The sequence below is a fragment of the Pokkaliibacter sp. MBI-7 genome, from assembly GCF_029846635.1.
GTDB lineage: Bacteria > Pseudomonadota > Gammaproteobacteria > Pseudomonadales > Balneatricaceae > Pokkaliibacter.
The window spans coordinates 752797-777744 of sequence record NZ_JARVTG010000002.1 but is presented as its reverse complement, the minus strand read 5'-3'; the positions used below and the strand labels follow the sequence as shown (position 1 = coordinate 777744).

19 protein-coding genes are annotated in these 24948 nt (G+C 57.0%); 4 read left to right on the top strand and 15 right to left on the bottom strand.

Annotation, left to right across the window (positions count from 1 at the left end; translation table 11 throughout):
* Positions 1-48: 48 nt before the first annotated feature.
* The 4 genes from QCD60_RS23210 to QCD60_RS23195 form a co-directional block, all read right to left on the bottom strand.
* On the bottom strand, positions 49-1323 hold the full coding sequence (locus QCD60_RS23210) for a TRAP transporter large permease subunit (RefSeq protein ID WP_279788858.1): 1275 nt from the start codon (positions 1321-1323) through the stop codon (positions 49-51).
* Positions 1323-1847: a TRAP transporter small permease gene (locus QCD60_RS23205; RefSeq protein ID WP_279788856.1), complete on the bottom strand. Its 525-nt coding sequence runs from the start codon at positions 1845-1847 to the stop codon at positions 1323-1325. The genes QCD60_RS23210 and QCD60_RS23205 overlap by 1 nt, the downstream gene beginning before the upstream one ends.
* A gap of 439 nt (positions 1848-2286) precedes the next feature.
* Entirely contained in the window at positions 2287-4071 is a 1785-nt protein-coding gene (locus QCD60_RS23200; protein WP_104155584.1) for an IlvD/Edd family dehydratase, read from the bottom strand.
* 150 nt (positions 4072-4221) lie between these two features.
* Complete coding sequence (locus QCD60_RS23195; RefSeq protein WP_279788853.1) at positions 4222-5409, bottom strand: fumarylacetoacetate hydrolase family protein; 1188 nt, start codon at positions 5407-5409, stop codon at positions 4222-4224.
* Between the two features lie 161 nt (positions 5410-5570).
* On the opposite strand from QCD60_RS23195, the gene QCD60_RS23190 reads away from it, so the two are divergent.
* The 4 genes from QCD60_RS23190 (at position 5571) to QCD60_RS23175 (ending at position 9943) form a co-directional block, all read left to right on the top strand.
* Positions 5571-6533 carry a LysR family transcriptional regulator gene (locus QCD60_RS23190; protein WP_279788851.1) on the top strand — a complete coding sequence of 321 codons (963 nt, stop codon included), beginning with the start codon at positions 5571-5573 and terminating at the stop codon, positions 6531-6533.
* Positions 6534-6647: 114 nt separating this feature from the next.
* Positions 6648-8255 carry an aldehyde dehydrogenase (NADP(+)) gene (locus QCD60_RS23185; protein WP_279788848.1) on the top strand — a complete coding sequence of 536 codons (1608 nt, stop codon included), beginning with the start codon at positions 6648-6650 and terminating at the stop codon, positions 8253-8255.
* A 57-nt stretch (positions 8256-8312) separates the two neighbouring features.
* Positions 8313-9047 carry an SDR family oxidoreductase gene (locus tag QCD60_RS23180; protein WP_279788846.1) on the top strand — a complete coding sequence of 245 codons (735 nt, stop codon included), beginning with the start codon at positions 8313-8315 and terminating at the stop codon, positions 9045-9047.
* Between the two features lie 50 nt (positions 9048-9097).
* Positions 9098-9943 carry an ureidoglycolate lyase gene (locus QCD60_RS23175; protein WP_279788844.1) on the top strand — a complete coding sequence of 282 codons (846 nt, stop codon included), beginning with the start codon at positions 9098-9100 and terminating at the stop codon, positions 9941-9943.
* 245 nt (positions 9944-10188) lie between these two features.
* Here the strand turns inward: QCD60_RS23175 and QCD60_RS23170 are convergent, their stop codons facing one another.
* From QCD60_RS23170 to QCD60_RS23120, 11 genes are all read right to left on the bottom strand, one after another.
* Complete coding sequence (locus tag QCD60_RS23170; RefSeq protein ID WP_279788841.1) at positions 10189-12165, bottom strand: UvrD-helicase domain-containing protein; 1977 nt, start codon at positions 12163-12165, stop codon at positions 10189-10191.
* Positions 12158-14491 carry an ATP-dependent endonuclease gene (locus QCD60_RS23165; RefSeq protein ID WP_279788838.1) on the bottom strand — a complete coding sequence of 778 codons (2334 nt, stop codon included), beginning with the start codon at positions 14489-14491 and terminating at the stop codon, positions 12158-12160. The genes QCD60_RS23170 and QCD60_RS23165 overlap by 8 nt, the downstream gene beginning before the upstream one ends.
* A 272-nt stretch (positions 14492-14763) precedes the next feature.
* Positions 14764-15834: a chemotaxis response regulator protein-glutamate methylesterase gene (locus QCD60_RS23160; RefSeq protein WP_279788834.1), complete on the bottom strand. Its 1071-nt coding sequence runs from the start codon at positions 15832-15834 to the stop codon at positions 14764-14766.
* Positions 15831-16340, bottom strand: a complete 510-nt coding sequence (locus tag QCD60_RS23155; RefSeq protein ID WP_279788831.1) for a hypothetical protein — start codon at positions 16338-16340, stop codon at positions 15831-15833. Before QCD60_RS23155 ends, QCD60_RS23160 begins: the two co-directional genes overlap by 4 nt.
* Complete coding sequence (locus QCD60_RS23150; RefSeq protein WP_279788830.1) at positions 16333-17142, bottom strand: protein-glutamate O-methyltransferase CheR; 810 nt, start codon at positions 17140-17142, stop codon at positions 16333-16335. The genes QCD60_RS23155 and QCD60_RS23150 overlap by 8 nt, the downstream gene beginning before the upstream one ends.
* 25 nt (positions 17143-17167) lie before the next feature.
* Positions 17168-17686 (bottom strand): chemotaxis protein CheW, encoded by a 519-nt coding sequence (locus QCD60_RS23145; RefSeq protein ID WP_279788829.1) that lies wholly within the window; start codon positions 17684-17686, stop codon positions 17168-17170.
* A 236-nt stretch (positions 17687-17922) separates the two neighbouring features.
* The gene (locus QCD60_RS23140) at positions 17923-19548 is read right to left on the bottom strand and encodes a methyl-accepting chemotaxis protein (protein ID WP_279788828.1); all 1626 of its coding nucleotides are present in this window, start codon (positions 19546-19548) and stop codon (positions 17923-17925) included.
* A gap of 45 nt (positions 19549-19593) precedes the next feature.
* Complete coding sequence (locus QCD60_RS23135) at positions 19594-20142, bottom strand: chemotaxis protein CheW (RefSeq protein WP_279788827.1); 549 nt, start codon at positions 20140-20142, stop codon at positions 19594-19596.
* 2 nt (positions 20143-20144) lie between these two features.
* Positions 20145-22373 carry a methyl-accepting chemotaxis protein gene (locus QCD60_RS23130; protein WP_279788826.1) on the bottom strand — a complete coding sequence of 743 codons (2229 nt, stop codon included), beginning with the start codon at positions 22371-22373 and terminating at the stop codon, positions 20145-20147.
* Entirely contained in the window at positions 22370-24640 is a 2271-nt protein-coding gene (locus QCD60_RS23125) for a chemotaxis protein CheA (protein WP_279788825.1), read from the bottom strand. Before QCD60_RS23125 ends, QCD60_RS23130 begins: the two co-directional genes overlap by 4 nt.
* A complete protein-coding gene (locus tag QCD60_RS23120) occupies positions 24640-24945 on the bottom strand; it encodes an STAS domain-containing protein (RefSeq protein ID WP_279788824.1) in 306 nt (101 codons plus the stop codon). The genes QCD60_RS23125 and QCD60_RS23120 overlap by 1 nt, the downstream gene beginning before the upstream one ends.
* Positions 24946-24948: the final 3 nt, after the last annotated feature.

Below are 24948 nucleotides of genomic sequence, written 5' to 3'. Positions count from 1 at the left end.
ACCGCGACAGTAACGTTGTTTGCAAAAGCTGTTTTCAGATCAGGGGTGCTACAGCCAGGCTGCCGGTACGGTGACAATGCCGGGGAACACCACCAGCAGGGCGATGATCACCAGATACACCAGCAGGAAAGGCATCACACCACGGACAATCACTTCCATCGGCTGACGTGCCACGCCCGATACCACGCTCAGTACCGTACCGATGGGCGGCGTAATCAGGCCAACACAGCCGACCATCACAAACATCACGCCAAAGTAGATCGGGTCGATACCGGCCTTGATCACCAGCGGCATCATCACCGGGCCAAGAATCAGAATGGTGGGGGTCAGGTCCATCACCATACCGATCAGGATCATTGCCAGCACAATGGTGGCCATCAGCAGCCGTGGGCTGTCGAGCAGTGGCGCCAGCAGATCGACCAGTTCAGAGGGCAGATCAGCCAGGGTCACCATGTAGGACGACACAATGGCGGCAGCGCAGAGGAACATCACCACACTGGTGGTGTACGCGGCGCGAATGAACAGTGGCACCAGCGCCTTGAAATCCAGCTCGCGGTACACCGCCAGACTGATCAGCAGGGCGTAACCTGCCGCAACAACTGCAGCTTCGGTGGGCGTAAACAGACCGCCGCGCAGCCCGCCGATGATGATGACGGGCATCAGCAGGGCCAGAATGCCGTCTTTGGCGACCACCAGACGGTGCTTCATGCTCTGTCGTGGCTGCGGCTCGATATGGATCTTGCCCATGCTCCATTTCCACGCCAGTACCAGACCGAGGCCCATGATGATGCCTGGCACAATACCTGCCATGAACAGCTGGCTGATGGACTGGTTGGTGGTCACGCCAAAAATGATGAACGGCATGCTGGGCGGAATGATCGGCGCGATGATGCCGCCAGAGGCGATCAGGCCGGCAGAACGACCCACCGGATAACCGTTGTCTCGCATCATCGGCAGCAGCAGGGTGGCCAGCGCGGCGGTGTCGGCAATGGCTGAGCCGGACAGACTGGCCAGAATCACCGAGGCAATGATGGCGACAAAGCCCAGACCACCACGACGATGACCGACGCAGGCAATGGCCAGATTGATGATACGTTTGGAAATACCACCGGCGTTCATGACTTCACCGGCAAGGATAAAGAACGGCACCGCCATCAGCGGGAAGCTGTCAGCACCGCTGATCAGGTTCTGGGCGACCAGCTGGGGGTCGAAGAAATCCAGATGCCACATCATGGCCACGCCGGTCATGATCAGGGCAAAAGAAATCGGCATGCCCAGCGCCATAAAGCCAAGCAGTGCCAGCAGGAACAAGGCCAGAGTCATCAGTGCATCTCCTCGGCAGCAGACAGGTCATGACGGCGTTGGCCGGGAATATACGCATCGGGATGGCCGATGAGGATGCGAATCAGGTTGGCCAGCAGATACAGCCCCATGCCCAGTGCCAGCACCAGACCGGAAGAGGCCATCAGTGCCAGTGGGTACTTCATGACAGTCGAGGTGATACGCAGGCCGATCTCGAACTGATGCCAGCTGCCTTCCAGACACAGCCACAGGCTGTAGAGCATCAGGCCGTGGCTGACGATGGCGCAAAGTTTGCGCAGCGGTGCCGGCAGGGCGCGCTGAACCAGATCAAAGCCCAGATGGGTATGGCGACCCATGGCCAGAGTGGCCCCCAGGAAGATCAGCCAGACAAACAGCAGGCGCGAAAGCTCTTCGGAAGCAGCGATACCTGAGCCGAATACATAGCGCAGGACAACGTTAGCGAATACCGCAACAAACATGACGGCGAGGGCTGCCGCCATCAGGTACTCAATCAATTTTTCCAGACGATGAATAAAGCTCGTCATCTCGGGGAATCCTCGTTGCAGGAACAGGAGCAAACTCAGCGTCACCACCAGCCGATACCTGCAAACAGCAGCAGGTTTCAGGTGTCACTATGTCCATGTTCTGTCGGTTGGATGGCGACCGGCACAGTGACTGCGCACTGCCATCCCTTCTGCCATGTCCACACATTCAGGCTGAGTCAGGCCCAGCCGCACTCTGGCCGGTGTGCAGAACACACCGGCAGAGGCAGAAGAATGGAGCGGAAATAGCGATTTAGCAGGCTGTTGAAAATCTATCTGCGTTGCCGAATACCGCGTCAAAAACAGGCTCAAAATGCTCATTTAGTCCACTAAACTCCGCTTTTTCGCCTGTTTTTTCCTTGTCTCGGCTGCCTCGATAACGTTTTTCAACAGCCTGTTAAAGCGTCATGGCCCGGTGACCGGCGGCTAATGCCGCTACCGGTCAGTGTGAGTGGCGGGGTGGGCCACTGCGCGCGATGACCTTCATGTGCAAGGTGGCCGGTTCCAGACAGCCACCGGTCGACAGCTGGCCGACCAGCTGACGGTACAGCTCCTGCCAGGGCGTCTGTGACTCGGGAATGTTGGGCTGCCAGTCAACGCGACGGCGCGCCAGCTCTTCCTCACTGACCAGCACATTGACACTGCGGTTGTTGAGGTCAATGCGCAGCAGATCGTTGGTCCGCAGCAGCGCCAGACCACCACCGACAGCCGCTTCTGGCGACATGTTCAGAATCGACGGGCTGGCCGAGGTGCCGCTCTGGCGACCATCACCCAGACAGGGCAGGGAATCGATGCCTTTTTTGATCAGGGCCGCAGGAGGCGCCATGTTGACGACTTCGGCACTGCCGGGATAACCCACGGTGCCAGCACCGCGAATGACCAGAATGCAGTTTTCATCGATTTCCAGCGCCGGGTCGTCGATACGGGCGTGATAGTCTTCAGGCCCTTCAAAGACGATGGCACGGGCCTCGAAGGTGTTTTCTTCTCCGGGTTTGGACAGGTAGGTCTTGCGGAAGGCTTCACCCACGACCGACATCTTCATGATGGCGCTGTCAAAGAAGTTACCGCTCAGCACGATAAAGCCTGCACGGTGTTTCAGCGGCTCATCGTAAGGCTTGATCACATCGTCATTGCTGGTCGCGCTGGCGCTGGCAATCTCACCGATGGTCTTGCCGCTGACGGTCTGGCAGTTCTCGTGGAGCTTGCCTGCTTTCTGCATTTCATGCATGACGGCAGGGACACCGCCTGCACGGTGGAAACCTTCACCGAGGTACTTGCCTGCGGGCATGCAGTTCACCAGCAGGGGCACTGATTCACCGACGCGCTGCCAGTCATCCAGACTCAGCTCGACGCCCATATGACGGGCAATGGCGATCAGGTGGGGAGGGCAGTTGCTGGAGGCGCCCAGCGCCGACGCCACGGCAATAGCGTTCTCGAAAGATTCGCGGGTCATGATCTGTGAGGGGCGCATGTCATCCCACACCATCTGGCAGATACGCTTGCCGGTGGCGTAGGCCATCTGGCCGCGCTCACGGTAGGGCGCCGGAATACTGGCGCAGCCGGGCAGCGACATGCCCAGCGCTTCGGCGATGGCGTTCATCGACAGGGCGGTACCCATGGTGTTGCAGTGGCCCACCGACGGAGACGCCGCAGTGGTCATTTCCATAAAACCTTCGTAGTCGATCTCGCCAGCAGCCAGCAGGTTGCGGGCATGCCAGATCACCGTGCCGGAGCCGATCAGCTCACCTTTGTGGTGACCGTCCAGCATTGGCCCGCCTGACAGCACAATGGCTGGCAGGTCGGTAGTAGCTGCTGCCATCAGGCAGGCAGGGGTGGTCTTGTCACAGCCAGTGGTCAGCACCACGCCGTCGAGGGGGTAACCATGCAGCACTTCCACCAGACCGAGATAGGCCAGATTGCGATCAAGCGCCGCAGTAGGGCGGCGGCTCTGCTCGGCAATGGGGTGCACCGGAAACTCCATCGGAATACCGCCCGCATCGCGGATACCGGCCTTGACCCGCTCGGCCAGCTGAACATGATGGCGGTTGCAGGGGGTCAGATCACTGCCGGTCTGGGCAATACCGATGATAGGACGGCCTGACTGCAGCTCATCGCGGGTCAGACCCTGATTCATGTAACGCTCGACATAAAGGGCAGTCATGTCGGCATGGCTTGGATCATCAAACCAGTCCTGGCTGCGCAAACGGCGTTTGGTGTTGTTGCTCATGGTTGGGTCTCGTTTGTTATTCGTTATTGTCGTGACGGTGTGCGTACCGTGCGGCGCGAAGCCTACAGGGTGGCCGGGCATTGCTCCAGCAGGGCATTACTCTGATTGGATGTGGCTTCACAACGCTGGCAATCAATTCAGTGCACGCCGTTACAGCAATCCGCGTTGGGCCAGGTTCTTCATCAGCGCGCCGATACCGAATGTCCAGGGCGTGGCACGGTCACTGTGTGTGACCACGTTACGCAGGGCACCAAGGCGTGGGCTGCTGATGCTGACGCTGTCACCCAGTTTGTGGGTGAAGCCACCGCCCGGATGATCGCGGTCTTCCGTCGGCGCAAACAGGGTGCCGCAGAACAGCAGGAAGCCATCGGGGTACTGGTGATTACCGTTCAGTGCCTGAGCGGCAAGATCTTCCGGGTCGCGGCTGATCTGGTTCATTGAACTGGAGCCCTGCAGCAGGTAACCGTCCTCACCTTTGACCTTCAGCTCAACCACGCAGTTGCGCACGTCATCCAGAGTGAAGTGCTCATCAAACAGGCGGATAAACGGACCGAGGGCACAGGAGGCATTGTTATCCTTGGCTTTGCTCAGCAGCAGGGCACTACGGCCTTCAAAGTCACGCAGGTTGACGTCATTACCCAGCGTCACGCCATGAATCTGTCCCTGGCTGCTGACCGCCAGCACGACTTCAGGCTCGGGGTTATTCCATTCGGATTTGGGGTGGATGCCGATCTCAGCACCTGAACCCACGGCAGCCAGTACCGGTGCCTTGGTGAAAATTTCAGCGTCGGGGCCAATGCCCACTTCCAGATACTGCGACCACATGCCTTTTTCGATCAGCAGCGCTTTCAGGCGCATGGCTTGTTCGGAACCGGGTTTGACCGCTCGCAGATTGTCACCGATGACATCACGCACCAGCGCACGTACACCTTCGGCTTTGGAGGCATCACCACCGGCCTGTTCTTCGATCACACGCTCAATCATGGACGCAGCAAAGGTCACACCCGCCGCCTTGATCACCTGCAGATCAACCGGTGCCAGCAGCGAAGGCAGTGAAGGGTCGGCTGTGCCACTGCTGTTGGCCAGCAGATCTTCAACACTGCACAGCAGCGTACCTTTGGCTTCACGCACGGCCTGCAGCGGCGAAGGCTGTTCAAGCAGGGTGCTGAGGGTGGCAAATTCTGCCGAGAGATCAAACACCTGCCCCTGACGGAGCACGATAGGAGAAGGGCCTGCCACGGTACCGGGTACCCAGGCACGACCGATCAGTGTGGCCACATCGGTATCGGCGGGCAGACTGTTGGCAGGGGTCAGTACAGGAACGCGATTTGTTGTCATGATTAGGTTTCCTAGCCTGTATGAACTACACACTAGGCGCCGTTGCCGATAAACTCCAATGACATCTTCTTAAGATTCGATAACAGATCGTTATCGAAAACGCTGTGCCCGGCACGGCGGTTAACTTCCTTTCTGTCACCGCTACAACAACAAGAGACACCATGGCTAATCTGACCGTTTCATCCTTCTGCAACTGGCTGAAGTTTCGCCATCTGGTACTGATCGATACCCTCGGCCGAACACGCAACATGCATCTGGCGGCACAGCAGATGAATCTCAGCCAGCCTGCCATCAGTAAGATGCTGAAAGAAATTGAAGGGCTGCTCGGTTTCGACATTTTCGAGCGCCAGCCGCGCAGTATGCCGCCAACGGCGCTCGGCGAGCACGTGGTGCGTTATGCCCAGATCATGCTGAACGACGCCAAAGGTTTCGTAGAACAGATCAATAACCTCAGCAACGGTGGCCACGGTTATCTGAAAGTAGGGGGTATTTTCGCTGCCACCGCCGTGGTACTGCCTGAGGCGATTGTCGAGATCAAGCAGCGCTCGCCGCTGCTGGAAATCGAAGTCGTCGAGCAAACCAGCGGCCAGCTGATGCAAATGCTGGAGAACCGGGTGATTGATCTGGCCATTGGTCGCTATACGGAGGAAGGGCAGCAACAGCGCTTTGATTTTACGCCGCTGGCACCGGAGCCGTTCTGTCTGGTGACCAGTACCCGTCACCCCATTAGCGGGCAGGGGCCGCGGGCACTGCATGAACTGGTGGACTGGCCGTGGCTGTTGTATCCCAAGGGCACACCCATTCGTGACCGGATGGAGGAGGCGTTTGCCCGGGCAGGGGTGGCCATTCCGCAGAACACCATCGTCACCATCTCCATGCAGACGTTCCTTAAACTGCTGCAGCGTGGCCCGATGATCGGCATGCTGCCGGTAGCGATGGTCGGCCCTCATGTAGAAAGTGGTGACCTGTCGGTCATTGACACGCCTCTTGACCTTACGCCGCAGTACTACGGCATCCTGACCCGCAAGGGTGAACAGCTGTTCGGCCCGGCACGGGAGTTCGCGACCATACTGCAAGACAATGCAGACAGAACCCTGAGCAAAACCGCCAGCGGAACCGCATAAACGGCCTTCCAGCGATTCCCAATGGTTATCGTTTAATCCAAAAATGCCATTGGGAATGAATCGCTTCACGACATAGATTACCGCCCATGACCTACTACAGGACGGTAAATAATAATGTCCAGTCAACTTGATCAGTCCAGTCAGCCCTTGGGTGGCCACAACTTTATTGGTGGTCAGCGCAGTGCCGAAGGCACCGTTGTACTGCATAGTCGCGAGGCCGTTAGTGGCGAAGCGCTGCCGATGCCTTTCTATCAGGCGACACCTGCCGAGGTAGATGCTGCCTGTCAGGCAGCAGCGTCGGCTTTTCCCGTGTTTCGTAGTCTTCCGGCCAGCCGCCGGGCCGAGTTTCTGACCGCCATCGCCGATGAGCTGGATGCACTCGATGAGACATTTGTAGCGCTGGTACAGCAGGAAACCGCGCTGCCTGCTGCTCGCATTATGGGCGAGCGGGGCCGTACCAGTGGTCAGATGCGTTTATTCGCCGAAGTGCTAAAACGCGGCGACTTCTACGGTGCGCGCATTGATCTGGCACTGCCTGACCGTCAGCCATTGCCGCGCGTTGATCTGCGCCAGTGTCGTCTGGGCGTTGGCCCGGTGGCGGTGTTTGGCGCCAGCAACTTCCCTCTCGCTTTCTCCACTGCCGGTGGTGATACCGCATCCGCGCTGGCCGCAGGTTGCCCGGTGGTGTTCAAGGCCCACAGCGGCCATATGGGTACAGCAGAAAAGGTAGCCGAAGCCATTGTTCGCGCCGCCGAGAAGACCGCCATGCCCGCTGGGGTATTCAACATGGTGTTTGGCTCCGGTGTGGGTGAAGCTCTGGTCAAACACCCGGCTATTCAGGCGGTAGGCTTTACCGGCTCGCTGCACGGTGGCCGGGCGCTTTGTGATATGGCGGCGGCACGGCCACAGCCCATCCCGGTGTTTGCCGAAATGAGCAGCATCAACCCCGTCATCCTGATGCCGCAGGCACTGTCGGTACGTGGCGAAAAGATTGCCAGTGAGCTGGCGGCTTCCGTGGTGCTGGGAGCAGGGCAGTTCTGTACCAATCCCGGTCTGGTGCTGGGTATTCGCTCCGCTGAATTCAGCGCCTTTGTGGACCAGCTGACGGCCAGAATGGCTGATCAGCCTGCACAGCCCATGCTCAATACCGGCGTCCTTAACAGTTATCGCAAAGGCTGCGCCGTGCTGCGTCAGCACTCAGGTATCACGCCACTGGCCGGAGACGAAGCACCTGATCGTCGTGCCCAGCCACAGCTGTTCAAAGCGGATGTCAGCCTGCTGCTGCAGGGCGATACGCTGCTGCAGGAAGAGGTATTTGGTCCGACTACCATCGTGGTGGAAGCGGCGGATCACGCGGAGCTGCTTGCCTGTCTGCAGGCGCTGCATGGTCAGCTGACCGCTACCCTGATTGGCGAAACCGATGAACTGACAGCGGCGTCAGAGCTGATGGCCATTCTGGAACAGAAAGCCGGGCGGGTGCTGATCAACGGTTACCCCACCGGGGTGGAAGTGTCGGATGCCATGGTCCACGGCGGCCCTTACCCGGCAACGTCTGATGCCCGCGGCACCTCGGTCGGGACGCTGGCCATTGATCGCTTCCTGCGCCCGGTGTGCTACCAGAACTGCCCCGATGCATTGCTTCCCGTGGCCCTGCAGAACGCCAACCCGCTGGGTATTTCGCGCCTGATCAATGGCGAACAGTCACGCCGTGCATTGCCCTGATGGCGAGCGTTTTCGGCCTATTGAGTGGAAATTATCGAAATGGAAAACAGGCAAAACATGAAGAATAAAAAAGTGCTGATTACTGCCGCCGGACAGGGTATCGGTCTGGCCAGCGCACGCGCCTTTCTGGATGCCGGGGCAGAAGTGATCGGCACCGACATCGACATCAGCGCCCTGCAGGGCATCGACAACCTCACCGCCCTGCGGCTGGATGTGCTGTCAGAAGCGGACATCAAACGGGTCTATGACACTGTTGGCCCGGTCGATGTGCTGTTCAACTGCGCGGGCTACGTGCACGCAGGCAACATCCTCGAATGTGAGGAGAGCGCCTGGCAACGCTCGTTTGATCTCAACGTCACCGCCATGTACCGCATGATCCGCACCTTCCTGCCGGGCATGCTGGTACGCGGTGGCGGCTCCATCATCAATATGGCCTCGGTAGTATCGAGCATCAAAGGCGTGCCGAACCGTCTGGCCTATACCGCCAGCAAGGCAGCGGTAGTCGGCCTGACCAAATCCGTGGCGGCTGACTATATCGGCAAGGGCATCCGCTGTAATGCCATCTGCCCCGGTACTGTGGAGTCACCTTCACTGCGTCAGCGCATTGCCGAACAGGCCGCCCAGCAGGGCGTAGAGGAAGAGGTGGTGTACCAGCAGTTTATCGCCCGTCAGCCCATGGGCCGCATCGGACAACCCGAAGAGATTGCCCAGCTGGCGCTGTATCTGGGTTCGGATGCGTCGTCGTATACCACGGGTACCGTCCATGTCATTGATGGTGGCATGAGCATCTGAGTACGCTGCCCCCGTTCATTTAAAACAACATCTGCAATCAGGAAAGCCCTATGAAATTACTGCGATACGGCGTTAAAGGCGCTGAAAAACCCGGCCTGCTGGATGCCAGCGGTCAGATCCGTGACCTGTCTGCCCATATCAGCGATATCAACGGCGCAGCCCTCAGCACTGAAGCTCTGGCAAAACTGGCGGACATCGACCCGCAAACCCTGCCTGTAGTCGAGGGCAACCCACGTATTGGTGCCTGTGTGAACGGCGTCGGCAAGTTTATCTGTATCGGCCTGAACTATGCCGACCACGCCGCAGAGTCAGGCATGGATGTGCCCAAGGAGCCGGTCATTTTCAACAAATGGACCAGCGCTATCTGCGGCCCCAACGATGAAGTCGAAATTCCGCGTGGTTCTTCTAAGACCGACTGGGAAGTGGAGCTGGGTGTGGTGATCGGCAAAGCCGGTCGCTACATCGACGAAGCAGATGCCATGGAGTACGTGGCGGGCTATTGTGTGATCAACGATGTCTCCGAGCGCGAATGGCAGCTGGAGAAGGGTGGCACCTGGGACAAGGGCAAAGGCTTTGACACCTTCGGCCCCATCGGCCCCTGGCTGGTCACCAAAGATGAAGTGACTGACCCGCACAATCTTGATATGTGGCTGGAAGTGGACGGTCATCGCTATCAGCAGGGCAACACCCGCACGCTGATTTTCAACATTCCCCAGCTGATCAGTTACCTGAGCCGCTGCATGAGCCTGCAACCCGGCGACGTGATTTCTACCGGTACTCCACCCGGTGTAGGTCTGGGACAGAAGCCCAGCCCGGTGTACCTGCGTGCAGGGCAAACCATGCGTCTGGGTATTGAAGGCTTAGGCGAGCAGCAACAGCTGACTGTGCAGGCGTAAGCAACAGAGGTATTCACGAAATGTTGTGAATACCTCTACAAAACCCTTCGGGTCTTTAGTTGTTTTTTCACCATCCGTTGTCCTCTTGTTCTCTCTTTTCCTGTTTGGCCTCCTTTTGGAGGCCTTTTTTGTTGCAGTTGTCCCATCCTGAATAAGGTTTACACCGTCCATCCCGCATTGACGGAGTGATGCAGGCGTCAGGCGATTATGCACATTCACACGGGTTGGGATAGAACGCTGGCCGACTATGGCAAGGAGGTCGTGCTAACACCAGCGACGTTTCCATCAAAGACGGTTTGAGTATGGATTGAATCGCCTTCAAAAAGGTTAAGCCGACGTATATGAGCTTCAGCATGCACTGGATCCGCCGTGAAGAGGACGACTGCCAAGTCTTTTAGCGCCCTTGTGCAGCTCACGTAGAAAAGGCGGCGTGTTCGATCCACAGTCGTTTCTTCGCCAGCCTCGATGTGTTGCTGGTCGGTATCCGAAAGCGCTTTGAGACCAAGGTATTTTTCATAGGAAAACTGGAAATGGGTACTCTCTGCATCGTCTAGCACGACGAGCACCCTATCGAATTCAGCCCCCTTGATGCCTTGCTGCGTTGAAAAAGGTGAATTGTTCGAAATGTAAGTGTGATACGGCCAAAGCTGTTGAGCCGGGCACGCCAAAAAAGCATCCATCGAAGTCATTTCCTTATCTGACTCATCGTCTTCTTGGTCGTCGTCATTTTCTTCTCCTTCTGCGGGCGGGGCAGGTGGAGCTGCTTTTGGGTCCAAGTAAGATGCCAGCCGGGGATCAAGGATTAGTAACCCTGCGGCATACACTTGCTTCAAGAGATCGCCAATCGTTACGTTGGAACTCCCGGCTATGCCTTCTGCAATTGAGGTAACAAGCTCTCTAAGTGCTTTAAGCCGTTCTGCGACATTCGCCCCGGCTAGAGTGTCTTTTTCAAGAAGGGGCGAATACTCTCGGATCAGCCGCATCACTTCGAGCTGCCGCCCCTCTGCATGGGCAATCGCTATCGGAATCAGAAATTTCACACATGGTGAAAGGGGCCATGCAGAGCCATCCAGAAAACCATTTTTGAATGCTGTCGGCGCTTTGGAGTTGAGCGCCGTGTAAAGCTCTCCGAAACCTAAGCGCTTTGCAGCCATCTGGTGAACAATAACAAGAAGCTTGACCTGATCTTGATCGCCATCATCAAGTCGCCAACGACTATCACTAGTTTGCACAGCCATCCAGCCGCGTACTCGAGCCAAGTTTGCATCCCGAGTATCGTCCGCAGGCAAGATGAAAAGGTGGGCAGAACCTTCGGGAGTTGGCATGACGCCCTCCAGACCTAGACGTTGGCCAGGAACCTGAACGAGGTCATCACCATTGCGCCGAATGGCATTTGCAAGATTCAAAACTTTAGTTGAGCACCGAAAATTCTCCGGCTTTGGAATGTCGGCCCAATTGGGTGCTGCTTCAACCAAACCGGTTCCAGTGGCATAAATGCGTTGCATCGGGTCTCCGAAGAAGCCGAGACAAAGCGTAACACCGGGCTCGCACTCTACGGTCTTCAGTGCTTCTACCACTGCTGTGGTTGTGTCCTGACTCTCGTCCACAAAGATAAATGGAAATTGGCGTGCGACAAGAGTTCGAAAGAGAGGGCGCTCAGCAATGAGGTAGGGTACAAGTCTTAAAATGTCGTCGTGCCCCAAAACTCCGTTTACGTAATCGCTACCAGTTCCGTATCGAAAGCTTTTGACTCCGGCGATCCGCGCCGACTGTCTGTGGAGACGCTCCAAGTCTCGGGCGTCCTTGTCTTTTGTGCGCTGTTGAACCCTAGGGCCATAGCTTGCCTGCTTCTGTCCAAGCGCTTCAATTTTTTCCGCGATGCGCGCAGAGACCCAGACGCGAATGTCGTTCTGAAACGGTTTGGCTAGTAGCCACATGAAGCTGTGAATCGTCGAAACGTGAACTAGCGGATCACTGCCGACATCCCTCCATATCTCTCCGGCAGCGATTTCCGTGAAAGTAATGCAGGCGATACGCTGGCGAGCTTTCTTCAGTTTCTCCCCATGTATTCGAATGGCTGACGAAAGCCCTTTAATAAGAGAGGTAGTTTTTCCGGAGCCGGCACCGGCCTTCATTATGAAGCTGCGCGGTGGGATGTTCCCAAGGCAGTTTCGCAGGTCGATGTCTGCCTGAGTGTCTGGCTTATTTGCTCGGCTACTCATGCTCAGCCCCTATTGCGCCAGCTTCTGCGATGGGAGCGACGTCAGGCAGGACGGTCTCAAGTTCGATCCGTACTTCGTCCTTTAGCCAAACCAGTCCGTCACGGATGTATGCCGGGACATGCCACGCATCCTCATTTTCAGTGAGTACAGCGAGCGCGAATTTTGTCTTATCAAAATTTTTCCGCGAAACCTTCTGATGGAGGCCTTTGGCAAGCGCGCAGGGATCGGCGGCTCCCCCCTTCACAATCAGGCCAAGAGGCTTCCTCGCTGCGGCTTGAGACCACTCTGGATTTTCAAGGCCAAAATCCTCCTCAAGCGTGCGCCCGCAAAGGTTTTCAGTGGCACCGTTCCAGATGACCGCCCGTTCGGTCTGATAGGCGACGCGAACCTTTGCGCCGTCCACAAGCTCGTGAGTTTTGTCGGCCTCCGAGGCATTGCGCAAGTCTTCAATTGTTAGCTTGCCAGGAAGCCACTTGATAAGGGTTTGATTCGAGGTCGCAGCGTCTGGCTCATTGGGCAAACAAGCTTTACCGTATTTTTTCTTAGGCGGGGCCACCACCGGCTCGCCGACCGGATTTTGTCCATCATCCTGATCCTGCGCAGCGATGCCTTGCTCTTCATCGGCAGGAACCTCGAACTCCTCGACTTCCTCATCATCAACTGCATCGTCGGCCTCAGGAGTCACGAGGGCGACGCTATCAATATCGGTAACGATGAGTGTCGTTAGACCGAGAAACTCTATGAGCGATTGGAAACGATGACCAAAGGCCCCTCCGACCTCCAAAATACATAGACAAGCCGATCGGAGAGTTGTCGCCACCTTCCGGATCATTATGGGTAGGAGCAATCTTTCAACATTGCCTTCAACAAGGATAGCGGCATCTGAGAAGAAGAGATCGCAGTGCGTCAGCTTCAAATATCTTTCTAGAAAATCCCGATCATCTGGCTGAGCTTGGTAGAAAGCAGATAGATTTAGAACCTCGGTCAACTGTTCATTGCCAACTTTCTTCCGGCGGAAGTAGCGGATTGGCTTGAATCCTCGCTCGTAAAGAATGTGCGGCGAGTGGGTCGTTATGACCATTTGGCTGCCAAAAATACTTCCGTCGTCACCTTCTATATTCAGGAGTTCAAGTACATTTCGGATGAAGACCTGCTGGAGTTGGGCGTGCAGATGGGCCTCTGGTTCCTCCACGAAAATTAGGTGCAATGGAGGACGATTGTCCATCGACACCCACCTCGCTTGGGCGTCCAGAATCTCCACGACCATATAGATCAAGTTCTTGAATCCAAGTCCGTTGTAACTGTCAGGAAGCGTGGCAATGTCTTCGCCATCTCCGATCTGATAGTGGACCCGAGCATCCTGGCTCATAACATGGGCAGGGTCTAGCGCCGACATAATTTTCAATCGCGGGTTGTTAATACCCGGATAACCAAGCATGGCGAGCCGATCAAGCATCGGCTTGAATACGCCATCTAGGTGAATGTTGAGCGCTTGCTCGGAGTCGAACAACGCCTTGAGAGCTGTGTGATCGTCTTGCCTTTGATTAAGGTTGCGCTTGTAAAAGCGACTCAAACGCTTTGATAGGTCTTCCGATCTCCCGCCGGCTTCCGGATTGGGATCAGCCAGGTGTCGTTGAGCCCCCAAACTGTCGATATGGATAAGCGATTTCAGGATCGTTCCGCCGCCTGGCTCTCCACCTAATTCTTCAGGAACATAGTCCCCGATCTCACGGAAGTTCTCATCAAACTGCGTGTGGTCCAAGATGAAGTAGCGCAACTCATATTCGCTCTTGAGTTCACGCTGAAGATAGTCCGTCAGGGAGCGAGGCCAAGGAACATATTGTGACCCTGGCGGCAGTTCCGCGGCTTGCTCTGTACCTTTAGCCTTGGCTTCTTGGTAATTTTGAATGAGGTTATTGGGATTTCGTGCAGCCAGCGAAACCCGTATGCCGACCTTGGTTCCTTCCCATGCTGCACTCGGAAGCAGAGGTATCACTAGATAGAGGTCTGGCGCAGCAACTTCGAACCAGAGATCAAGCTCTATGCTTGGAAGTGAGAGGCCGTCGGGAACTGGTTCGGCTAGGTTGATGCATCCAGCTTCATCGAAGGCTTTCCAACAAGAAGAACTGAAATCATAAAGACTGAAACGATCTCTTCCACCTGTGACAAACGCATGGATGGCCTGAGTTGCCGACGTTTTTCCGCTGTTATTCGATCCTACAAATATTGATATGTTGTCAGCTAGCTCTATATGAGCGTCCTTCAGGCGTCGATAGTTCTTTAGACGATACGAATGAAGAAGCACGAATTCCTCCATTGCTTTCATGACTTATCAGGAGGCTGTGTTCGCTATTTTGTGACAAGACATTCTTGCTTTGTCGGGATGATCGCAACGCTGTAGCGGAAAACAGCCATTCGTAAATGCATAGTATGCGAAACATATCGTTACGTCTCCGTTCCGCGGATCGAGGGTTCCATCATCGTCCTCCGCACCATGACAACACCATGAAAAGCTGCTCATGGTGCTAACCGACTGGCCTCTTTCCGGAGAGGCCAGTTTATCGGGTCACTTCCTACACGTTGAGCAAATCTGGCAGATCAACTGCGATGATCCCCGCGCAGGATGTACGCCGGGATCTGCTCCAGCGGTATTTCCTTACTGACGGCATCCAGCTTTTTCGCTTCTTTGGGCATCCCGTAGACAACACAGCTGGCTTCGTCCTGCCCCAGTGTCAGGGCACCGGCTTCGTGCATTTCCCGCAGACCACGGGCGCCGTCGTCGCCCATACCGGTCATGATGATCCCGGTGGCGTTGGCGCCTGCAGCCCGTGCGGTGGAGCGGAACAATACGTCGACCGAGGGCTTATGCCTGCACACGGGCGGGCCATCAATAATGTCGACGACGTACTGGGCGCCACTGCGTTTGAGCAGCATATGGCGACCGCCCGGAGCAATCAGCGCGCGGCCGGGAATCACCCGGTCACCGTGCTGCGCCTCGCGCACTTCAATCTGACAGACCTTGTTCAGACGGTCGGCAAAAGCGGCGGTAAATTTCTCCGGCATATGCTGGACGATGATGATGCCGGGGCACACGCGGGGCAGGGTAGATAGCACGTATTCCAGTGCCTGAGTGCCGCCGGTGGAGGTGCCAAGGGCGACAACCCGTTCGGTGGTGCGCGTCATCGCCGCCTGGTTAGAGGCTGGCATGATGGCGTCAGCACTGAGTTTGGGGGCAGGTACCGGCACCGGAGGCGCCAGCCGTTTCAGCCGGGCCTGTGCAGCAGCCTTGATCGCACTGACCAGCTCGTCGGTCGCGTCCAGCAGGAACTGACGCAGATTGCCCTGAGGTTTGGTCACGATAGCGACGGCACCGGCTGCCAGCGCTTCCATGGTGGTGGCCGCGCCTTTCTCAGTCAGTGTCGAGCAGATCACCACCGGTGTAGGGTGCTCGGCCATGAGTTTTTTCAGGAAGGAAATGCCGTCCATGCGCGGCATTTCCACGTCCAGCACGATGACATCAGGCCAGGCGCGCTTCATCTTGTCCATGGCGAACAGCGGGTCAGGCGCGGCGCCGATGACTTCAATGCCGGCGTATTCAGACAGGCTGCCAGTCAACACCTGGCGCACGACTGCAGAGTCGTCGACGATCATCACTTTGATACTCTTCATGATGAACATGCCTCATAACGCCGACTGGCGATTTGTTGTTGAGTGGGATGTTTGAGGGCAATGTGGCCACTCCACACATCAAATATCAGGTTACGATAGCCCTCACCCCCGACATGCCTGGCATGGCAGGTCATACCATGGGCAGTGAGTAATTTCAGGGCTGCATCCACATTCTGCTGACCAATGTTCTTCTGCATCAGCTGACCAAACATATTGCCGCCACCAAACAGGCTCACCCGATAATCTGAGGGTTGAGTCCCTGTGGCCTTTATCTCCTTTACCAGCATAAAGATCGCCTCGTCGGCATAGCGCCCGTCAAGGGTTTTGCCCGGATGGCGCCGGGTAGGCAGCATGATGTGGCACATACCGCCGAGCAGAGCGGTTTTATGCCACAGCACCACAGACACGCAGGAGCCAAGCAGGGTACGAATGCGCGTGTAGCAGTCGCTGAAGTACAGCTCACCCGGCTGCAGAAATACCTCTATGACTCCATCGGGCTTATGCATCGGGCTTCCGGTAAATAGAGGGGCGTACCGCCCGCAGTTCATCACTGATTCCGTGCAGACTTTCCGAATGGCTGACAAAGAAGTAACCACCGGGGCGAAGTCGGGTACAGAGTCGCTGAACGACCTGACGCTTGGTCTCTACGTCGAAGTAAATCATGACGTTACGCAGAAAAATCACATCGAAAATGCCCACATCCGGCAGTGGATTGTTCAGATTGATCTGGCGGAACTGCACGCGCTTGCGCAGCGCATTATCAATGGTGAAAAAGCCATCATGGCAGCCGGTGCCTTTGAGCCCGTAGCGATACAACAGATCTTTGGGAATACCTTCTGCATCCAGCAGCGGATACAGGCCCTTGCGTGCCTTATCAAGAATGCGGGTGCTGATGTCGGAGGCCAGAATTTCCCACGGGCGGGTCGGCACCGTATCGGCCAGCAGTAATGCTAGGGTGTAAGGTTCTTCACCGCTGGAACATGCCGCACTCCAGATGCGCAGGGGTTGCGCACCGCTGCGCAGCTCACTCCGCAGTTTTTCTGCCAGAAACTCGAAATGCTTGGGCTCGCGAAAGAAGTAGGTCTCGTTGGTGGTCAGCAGATCCACCGCATTTTGCAGCTCATTTTTGTCCTTCATCAGCAGCTTGAAGTAATCGGTGTAGCTGCCAATGCCGAAGTAACGCAGGCGTTTGTTCAGCCGGCCTGCAACCAGCTGCTTCTTGCTGTCGGCCATGGATATGCCGGCAATTTCATAAATCAGCCCGCGAAACTGCTCGAATTCGCGATTTGACAGGGTCAGGCTGTTCATAGACGGTCCTCGTCAGATCAGGCTGTCAGGCAGATTGTTTGCTGGCGCTGGCGGCAGTACTGGCCAGTTGCTGCATGTCTTCCAGAGACAGAACACGACCGATATCGAGCAGCACCACGATATTGCCGTCGATCTTGCCCATCCCGCGGATAAAGTCGGTGCGGATGTGGCTGCCAAAGGTCGGTGCAGGCTCGATATCCTGCGGCGGAATTTCCAGCACGGCACTGACCGCTTCCACGACAATACCGATGGTTTGCTGCACTTCATCGCGCGACACATCGAGAATCACGATGCAGCTGCGGCGGCCGATGCGGGTTTCACCTTCACCAAAGCGCTGGCGCAAATCCATGATGGGCACCACACCACCGCGCAGGTTGATCACCCCCAGCACGCTGGCAGGCATCATCGGCACCGGGGTCAGGCGGCCAAACTCGATAATCTCGCGGACGTTGCGTGTGCTTACCGCAAAGGTTTCTTGCCCCAGAGAAAATGTCAGGTACTGCTCGGCGGTGCCCTGGTCGAATGTCTGACTGGCATTGGACATGGTTCACTCCCGGGACGGGTCAGGTCCCTTGTTCGCTGTGTTGCACCTGCCTGACATCAAGAGTTCAGGGCAGGTGCTCTCAAGGGTAAGGCTTAGCAGGTCGTTGAAAATCTATCTGCGTTGCCGAATACCGCGTCAAAAACAGGCTCAAAATGCTCATTTAGTTCACTAAACTCCGCTTTTTCGCCTGTTTTTTCCTTGTCTCGGCTGCCTCGATTACGTTTTTCAACAGCCTGTTAGTGATGGAAGCGGACGAAGCCGTCAGGCATACCGTTGCTGTCCAGCATGCTGTCGTCTTCTTCCATTTCCCGTCTTGCCGCACGTTTGGTGCCGGATTTACGTGATGGGCTGCTACTGGCCGCGGTGGTGCTGGAGACTTTGAAGAAGTTCATCAGCTGCTGCAGCTGCTCAGCCTGTCCGCTCATTTCTTCGGCGGTGGCGGCCAGCTCCTCTGAGGCCGATGCTGACTGCTGGGTGATATTGCTCAGCTGTGTCATGGCGGAGTTGATCTGACCAACGCCGGCGGTCTGCTCTTCGGATGCGGCGGCGATTTCCTGCACCAGATCGGACGTTTTGGTGATCGAGGGCACCATCTGATCCAGCAGGGTGCCGGCACGCTCAGCCAGCGATACGCTGCTGCGGGCCACTTCGCTGATTTCCTGTGCTGCTACCTGGCTGCGTTCTGCCAGTTTGCGTACTTCAGCTGCAACCACCGCAAAGCCCTTGCCGTGCTCACCGGCGCGAGCGGCTTCGATGGCGGCGTTGAGTGCCAGCAGGTTGGTCTGGTAGGCAATATCGTCAACGATGCTGATCTTGTCGGCGATGGTTTTCATGGCGGTAACGGTGTCTTTCACAGCCTGACCGCCTTCATCGGCTTCACGGGAGGCTTTGCTGGCCATGCCGTCAGTGACTTTGGCGTTTTCCGTGTTCTGGGCGATAGAGGCAGACATCTGCTCCATGGAGGCGCTGGTTTCTTCGACCGATGCGGCCTGTGCCGAGGCACCCTGGCTCATGCTCTGAGCGGTAGCAGAAATCTGCTCTGAGGCGCTGGACAGCGCATCGGCATTGCTGCGGACATCACCAATAATCTGTGCCAGCTTCTCGACCATCAGTTTGATAGCCCCCAGCATGCTGCTGGTGTCACCGTTTTTGGTCGTTACCGACACCGTCAGATCACCCGCGGCAATCAGGCTCACCATTTCAGCCGCGTAGGCTGGCTCCCCACCGAGCTGACGCAGCAGATTACGGGTGATAAAGAAGCCGATCAGGCTGATCAGCAGAATCGTAACCACCGAAACAATAGCGGACGTGATGGTGGCGGAGGTCAGCTGGGCCTGTGCATTGGCGGTGCCGTCATCGCCGAGGTCGGCGTTGAATTTCACGTGAGCTTCAAAGTCACTGGTCAGGGTATTAATGATCGCTGAGTTCGCCAGAATCAGATCGCGAGCGGCGTCGGTCTGGTTACCACGAGACAGCCGAAGCACACGTTCACGCACGTCCTTGAAGGCAGCAAGGTCAGCGAGATCCTTTTCAAGCATCTTCTTGTCGTCATCGTTGGAGAGCAGGGCACGATAGTCTTCAGTCGCTGTGGCCAGGGACTTCTCCGTTTGCGCCAGCTCGTCATCAATGGATTTCATGCCCTGATCGTCGGGCGTAAGGATATGTTTGTACATCAGACGAATCTGGTCCTTCGCTGCGCTTTCCATTCCGCGCAGGGCCAGCAGGCTGGGTACGGTATTGTCGTTGCCGTAACTGGCGGCACCATAAACCTGCCGCAGCTGATATTGCCCAAGGCCACTCAGCACGAGTATGCCAAGGAGGGCAAACAGCACCAGGAGAATCATTTTTTTACTTATGGTCATGATAGAACCCTGCAACGTGGACTGATTGGGCTGATTAGTAATGTGTTAGTAGTGACTGCTGGCAGACACAGAGCGATGCTGGCCGGCCAGCGCCGCCAGCTCATTCACGGACAGCACCTGCTCCATACGCAGCAGGGTAATGAAGTGGTCATCAAAGCGCGCCATATCCTCGATGAACTCACCCCGAATGCGATTACCAAAGGCGGGTGCCTGACGCAGGGCTGCCAGCTCAATTTCTGTGACGGCACTGACCGCATCGACCAGTGCCCCCATCAGATGGGTTTCTTCGTCATCGATAATTTCGATGATGACAATGCAGGTACGCACACTGACGGCGATCTTGCCCTGACCGAAACGCTCGGCCAGATCGATGATGGGCACGACAGCGCCGCGCAGATTGATCACACCGCGCACCAGGCTTGGCATCATCGGCACATGGGTGATCTGGTCAAACTCCAGAATCTCCCGGATGTAGCGGGTGGCTACAGCGTACATCTCATCGCCGACCCGAAAGGTCAGGTATTGCCGCTGCTGGTCGTCCTGCTGTTGCATGATCATCTGGTTGGCTGCCGCTACGGGGGTGCTGGTTGTCATGCTCAGCCCCCGAAGCGGATGAAACCGCCCTCAAGCTCACTGCTCATTTCGCTGGTGCGTGTCGGGCTCGGGCTTTTCATCATCTGATGGACTGCCGCAGTATGTGCCGTCATTGCATACTCCTTCCCACCCAGCTGGAAGAACTGCATCAGATGCTGCAGCTGGGCAGACTGGCTGTTCATTTCTTCAGAGGTGGCAGCCAGCTCTTCGGAGGCGGCAGCGTTCTGCTGGGTGATGTCGCTCAGTTGTGTCATTGCAGAGCTGATTTGCGATACGCCGGAGCTTTGTTCTTCAGAAGCAGCAGCAATCTCCTGTACCAGATCAGAGGTTTTGTTGATGGAAGGCACCATTTGCCCCAGCAGCTGGCCGGCGCGTTCAGCAAGGGCAACGCTGCTCTTCGCCACTTCGCCGATTTCCTGCGCGGCTACCTGGCTGCGTTCCGCCAGCTTGCGTACCTCAGCAGCCACGACTGCGAAGCCTTTACCATGTTCGCCAGCACGCGCCGCTTCGATGGCCGCGTTCAGGGCAAGCAGGTTGGTCTGGTAAGCAATGTCGTCAACGATGCCAATTTTTTCGGCAATGGTTTTCATGGCACTGACGGTGTCCTTAACGGCCTGTCCACCTTCGCTGGCTTCAATCGATGCCTTACCGGCCATGCTGTCGGTGACTTTGGCGTTTTCTGTGTTCTGGGCGATGGAGGCTGACATCTCTTCCATCGCAGCGCTGGTCTGTTCGACCGACGCCGCCTGACTGGAAGCGGCCTGGCTCAGACTCTGCGCGGTGGAGGAAATTTCTTCTGCAGCGTTACCCAGTGCCACCGTGGACTGATGCACTTCACCAATGATTTCTGCCAGTTTGTCGACGGTGGTATTCAGTGACAGCTGCAGCTGGTGCAGGTGGCCCTTGTAACTGCCGTCCATCTGCCGGGACAGATCACCTTCAGCCAGAGCAGCAATCACATTCATGGCTTCGCTGACCGGTACGACGATGGCCTCCAGGGTATGGTTGATACCTTCGACGATACGGCGGAAGTCACCACGGTGGCGGCTGGCATCGGCACGGGTATCCAGCTCACCATTGAGAGCAGCATCACTGAGCATGCGGGTATCGTCGATCAGTGCCACGATATTGGCGCGCAGTTGCTCGATGCTTTCATTGATAAAGGCTTTCTTGCCGGGGAAGCGCTCCAGCGGGGCGCTCAGATCGCCCTCACTGAAGGATTTGATACAGGCCATGGCTTTTTTCTTGACGCTGATATGGCCTGCCACCATGTCATTGATGCCGTGTGCAATGTCGGCATACGCCCCTTTGAAGCGACCGGCGTTAATCACAACATCGATGTCGCCCTTGTCGTGTTCCTCAGACATATGGCGCATTTCATCCATCAGGGCGGTGATATTGGCGCGCAGTTGCTCGATGCTTTCATTGATAAAGGCTTTTTTGCCGGGGAATTGCTCCAGCGATGCCTGCAGATCGCCCTCACCAATGGACCTGATGCAGTACATGGCTTTCTTTTTGACACTGATATGGCCCGCCACCATGTCATTGATGCCACGGGCAATATCGGCATAGGCTCCCTGGAAGCGGTCGGCGTCGATGACCACATCAATGTCACCTTTATCGTGCTCGGAAGACATGTTGTGCATTTCTGCCATCAGGCCTTTCAGATTGCCGCGCAGGCCCTCGATGTTGTCATTGATAAAGGCTTTCTTGCCGGGGAACTTCTCCAGCGGCGCATCAAGATCGCCTTTGCCGATGGCATTGACGCAGGCCATGGCCTTTTTCTTGACGTCGATATGGCTGGCGACCAGCCCATTGATGCCCTCTGCCAGATCACGGTAGGCGCCGGGGTAGTTCTTGCTCAGCACCACATCAATATCACCGGCGGCGTGCTCCCTGTTCATATTGCGCAGATCGCTAAACAGCTGGCTGAGCGTACCTGCCAGTTCCAGCTGACTGGCGTACAGCGAGCCGGGGACGGCATGGCCATGCTGACCTGCGGCAGACACGTCGCCGCGGGTTAACTGCAGGGTGACCGACGCCAGCTGTTCGTCAGACGTACCGAGATAGCTGCTGATGGCCTGCCTGAACAGCATGGCCTGAGCAATCACCAGCAATGCACCAATAACGGCGATGGGCATTAGCGCGGCACTGGTCTGAAGAGCCGCTAAAAGCAGGATGGTGACAAGAGCGGTTGCGACCAGGGCCGCCATTCGATTGACCAGACTCATTGGGCAAGACTCCTCAGATGATGTTGGCTCAGTGGGCTGGATGGGTGCCCAGCACGGTTGTCGTTGTGAGTGACCTGCGACAGCAGGCCGGGAATATCGAGAATCAGGGCGACAGCACCACTGCCCAGAATGGTGAAGCCACTTAAGGCAGGTACCTGAGCAAAGACTTTGCCCAGCGGTTTGATGACGGTCTGGAACTCGCCCAGCAGCTGGTCGACCACCAGCCCGGCGCGCACGCCTGCATAACGCACGACCACCACGTTTTCACGTCGGGGGGGAGTGCTGTCGTCAGCAAACAGCTGACGCAGGCGGATGAATGGCAGCACATCGCCACGCAGATCAAGGAATTCCTGATTTTCCAGCCCCTTGCCCGGCAGTTCGATACATTCCTCCACCATGTCCAGCGGTACGACATAGCTGGCCTGACCGACGCCGATCAGGAAGCCGTCGATAATGGCCAGGGTCAGCGGCAGGCGGATACGCACACAGGTGCCCTGGCCGAGTTTACTGTCCAGCTCAACGGTACCGCGCAGGGCGGTGATGTTGCGTTTGACCACGTCCATACCGACACCGCGGCCGGACAGGTTGCTGATCTGGTCTGCGGTGGAGAATCCGGGCTCGAAGATCAGATTGAAGATTTCTTTATCGGACAGCTGCTGACCTTCGGAGACCAGACCACGCTGTACCGCCTTGGCCATGATTTTCTGCGGGTTGAGGCCGCCGCCGTCGTCAGACACTTCAATGACGATGCCGCCCGCTTCGTGATAGGCGTTCAGCCGCACCACGCCCTGTGCTGACTTACCACTGGCCAGCCGCTGTTCAGCCGACTCGATACCGTGGTCCATGGAGTTACGTACCAGATGGGTCAGAGGGTCACCGATTTTCTCGACTACCGTCTTGTCCAGTTCGGTTTCGCCACCGCTGACCTGCAGAACAATGTCTTTGCCGAGTTCTTTAGATACATCACGCACCACCCGCTGGAAGCGGTTGAAGGTGGCACCAATCTGTACCATGCGCAGGGTGAGGGCCGAGTCGCGGACTTCTTCTACCAGCCGCGACAGGGTTTCGGCCGATTCGTTCATCTCCAGCATGCCGCTGCGCTGGGCCAGCATGCGGGTATTGGCACCGGCAATGATCAGCTCGCCAACCAGATTGATCAGCTGGTCGAGCTTGGCTGCATCGACGCGTATCAGATTGGCGTCACCGCCACCACGCTGGGCCTCTTTACTGGCACGGGCCGTCTTCGCAGCATCGGTGGTGGCCGTCGCGGGCGTTGCGCTGCTGCCAGTTAAAGCGGCGACGTCATTGGCCGTCGCATCGCTTTCGCGGATGGTCTCTGTGCTGTTGCTCTCTGCACTGTTGCTTTCGGCACAGGCGTCGCTGTCAGCAGGCGACTGCAGTTGCAGCCATTCCGTTTCTGTCAGCGAGCCGCAGCGGATCAGGCGCTGCGGCTGCGCTTCGCCTTCGTCTGCACGCAACTGCAGCAGGGCGGTGAAGGCGGTCAGAGGAGAATGGGGTGGGATGATTTCGATGCTGCTTTCATCGCGGACAAACTCAAACGTGCCGTCGATAGTGGCCTGATCGGCGTCGGACACAAAAGCCAGTTCCAGCCCGATATAGCAGGCCTCCGGGTCCAGCTGCTCCAGTACCGGCAGGTGCTCCAGCACGGGTTCGACATGGGTGACTGTGCCGAAAGTGGCCATGTAACGCAGGAAGGAGGTCGGGTCCATACCGCTGCGCAGGGTGTCGGCACCAAAGCGCAGTGACAAATGCCAGTGCGCTGCAGCCGACTGGCCATCGCTTACGACAACGCTTTCGGGACTTGCGGCTGCCCCGGCAGAATCCGGGTTGTCAGCGCTGGCGGGAGCCTCGTCCAGATAGCGCTTCAGACAGGTAATCAGCTCAGCATCGGTAGCGCGTGTCTCCACGGCGACGTCAGCCAGATCCCGACCATCGGCCAGCCAGTCGATCAGCCCGCCCAGATGATCACCCACCTGCAGCATCAGTGCTATCAGCTCACTGTCGAACCGCACTTCACCTGCACGTACCCGATCAAGAACGCTTTCTGCCACATGGGTGAAAGCAACAATGGCATCGTAGCCAAACAGACCGGAAGACCCTTTGATGGTATGCGCTGCGCGGAAGATGGCATTGATCAGCTCCGGATCCTCCGGCGACTGCTCGATTTGCAGCAGGGCGTCTTCCATCTGCTGCAGAAGCTCACGACTTTCGGCCAGAAAAGTGCCGATGATGCTATCCAGATTCATCAGTGCAGCCCTCCGAAGGGCAGCTGCTCCTTCAGGCCCATCATCTGCACGACATCCGTCACGGCAGCGGTGGCTCCTTCAAGGCTGAAGCTGATGTTCTGGCGTTGGGCTTCCTGGCTCACAGCCAGCAGCAACTGCAACCCGGCACAATCGAACTCTTCGATCTGACTCAGGTTGAGGTGCAGTTCCAGAGCACCTTGCAGCGCGCCAACCAGTTGCAGTTTGGTATCTGCGGCGGTGTAGATGGTCAATGCGCTGTCGAGAATCAGTTCCCGACGACCGTCTTGGGGTGTGATGTCGCTCATGAC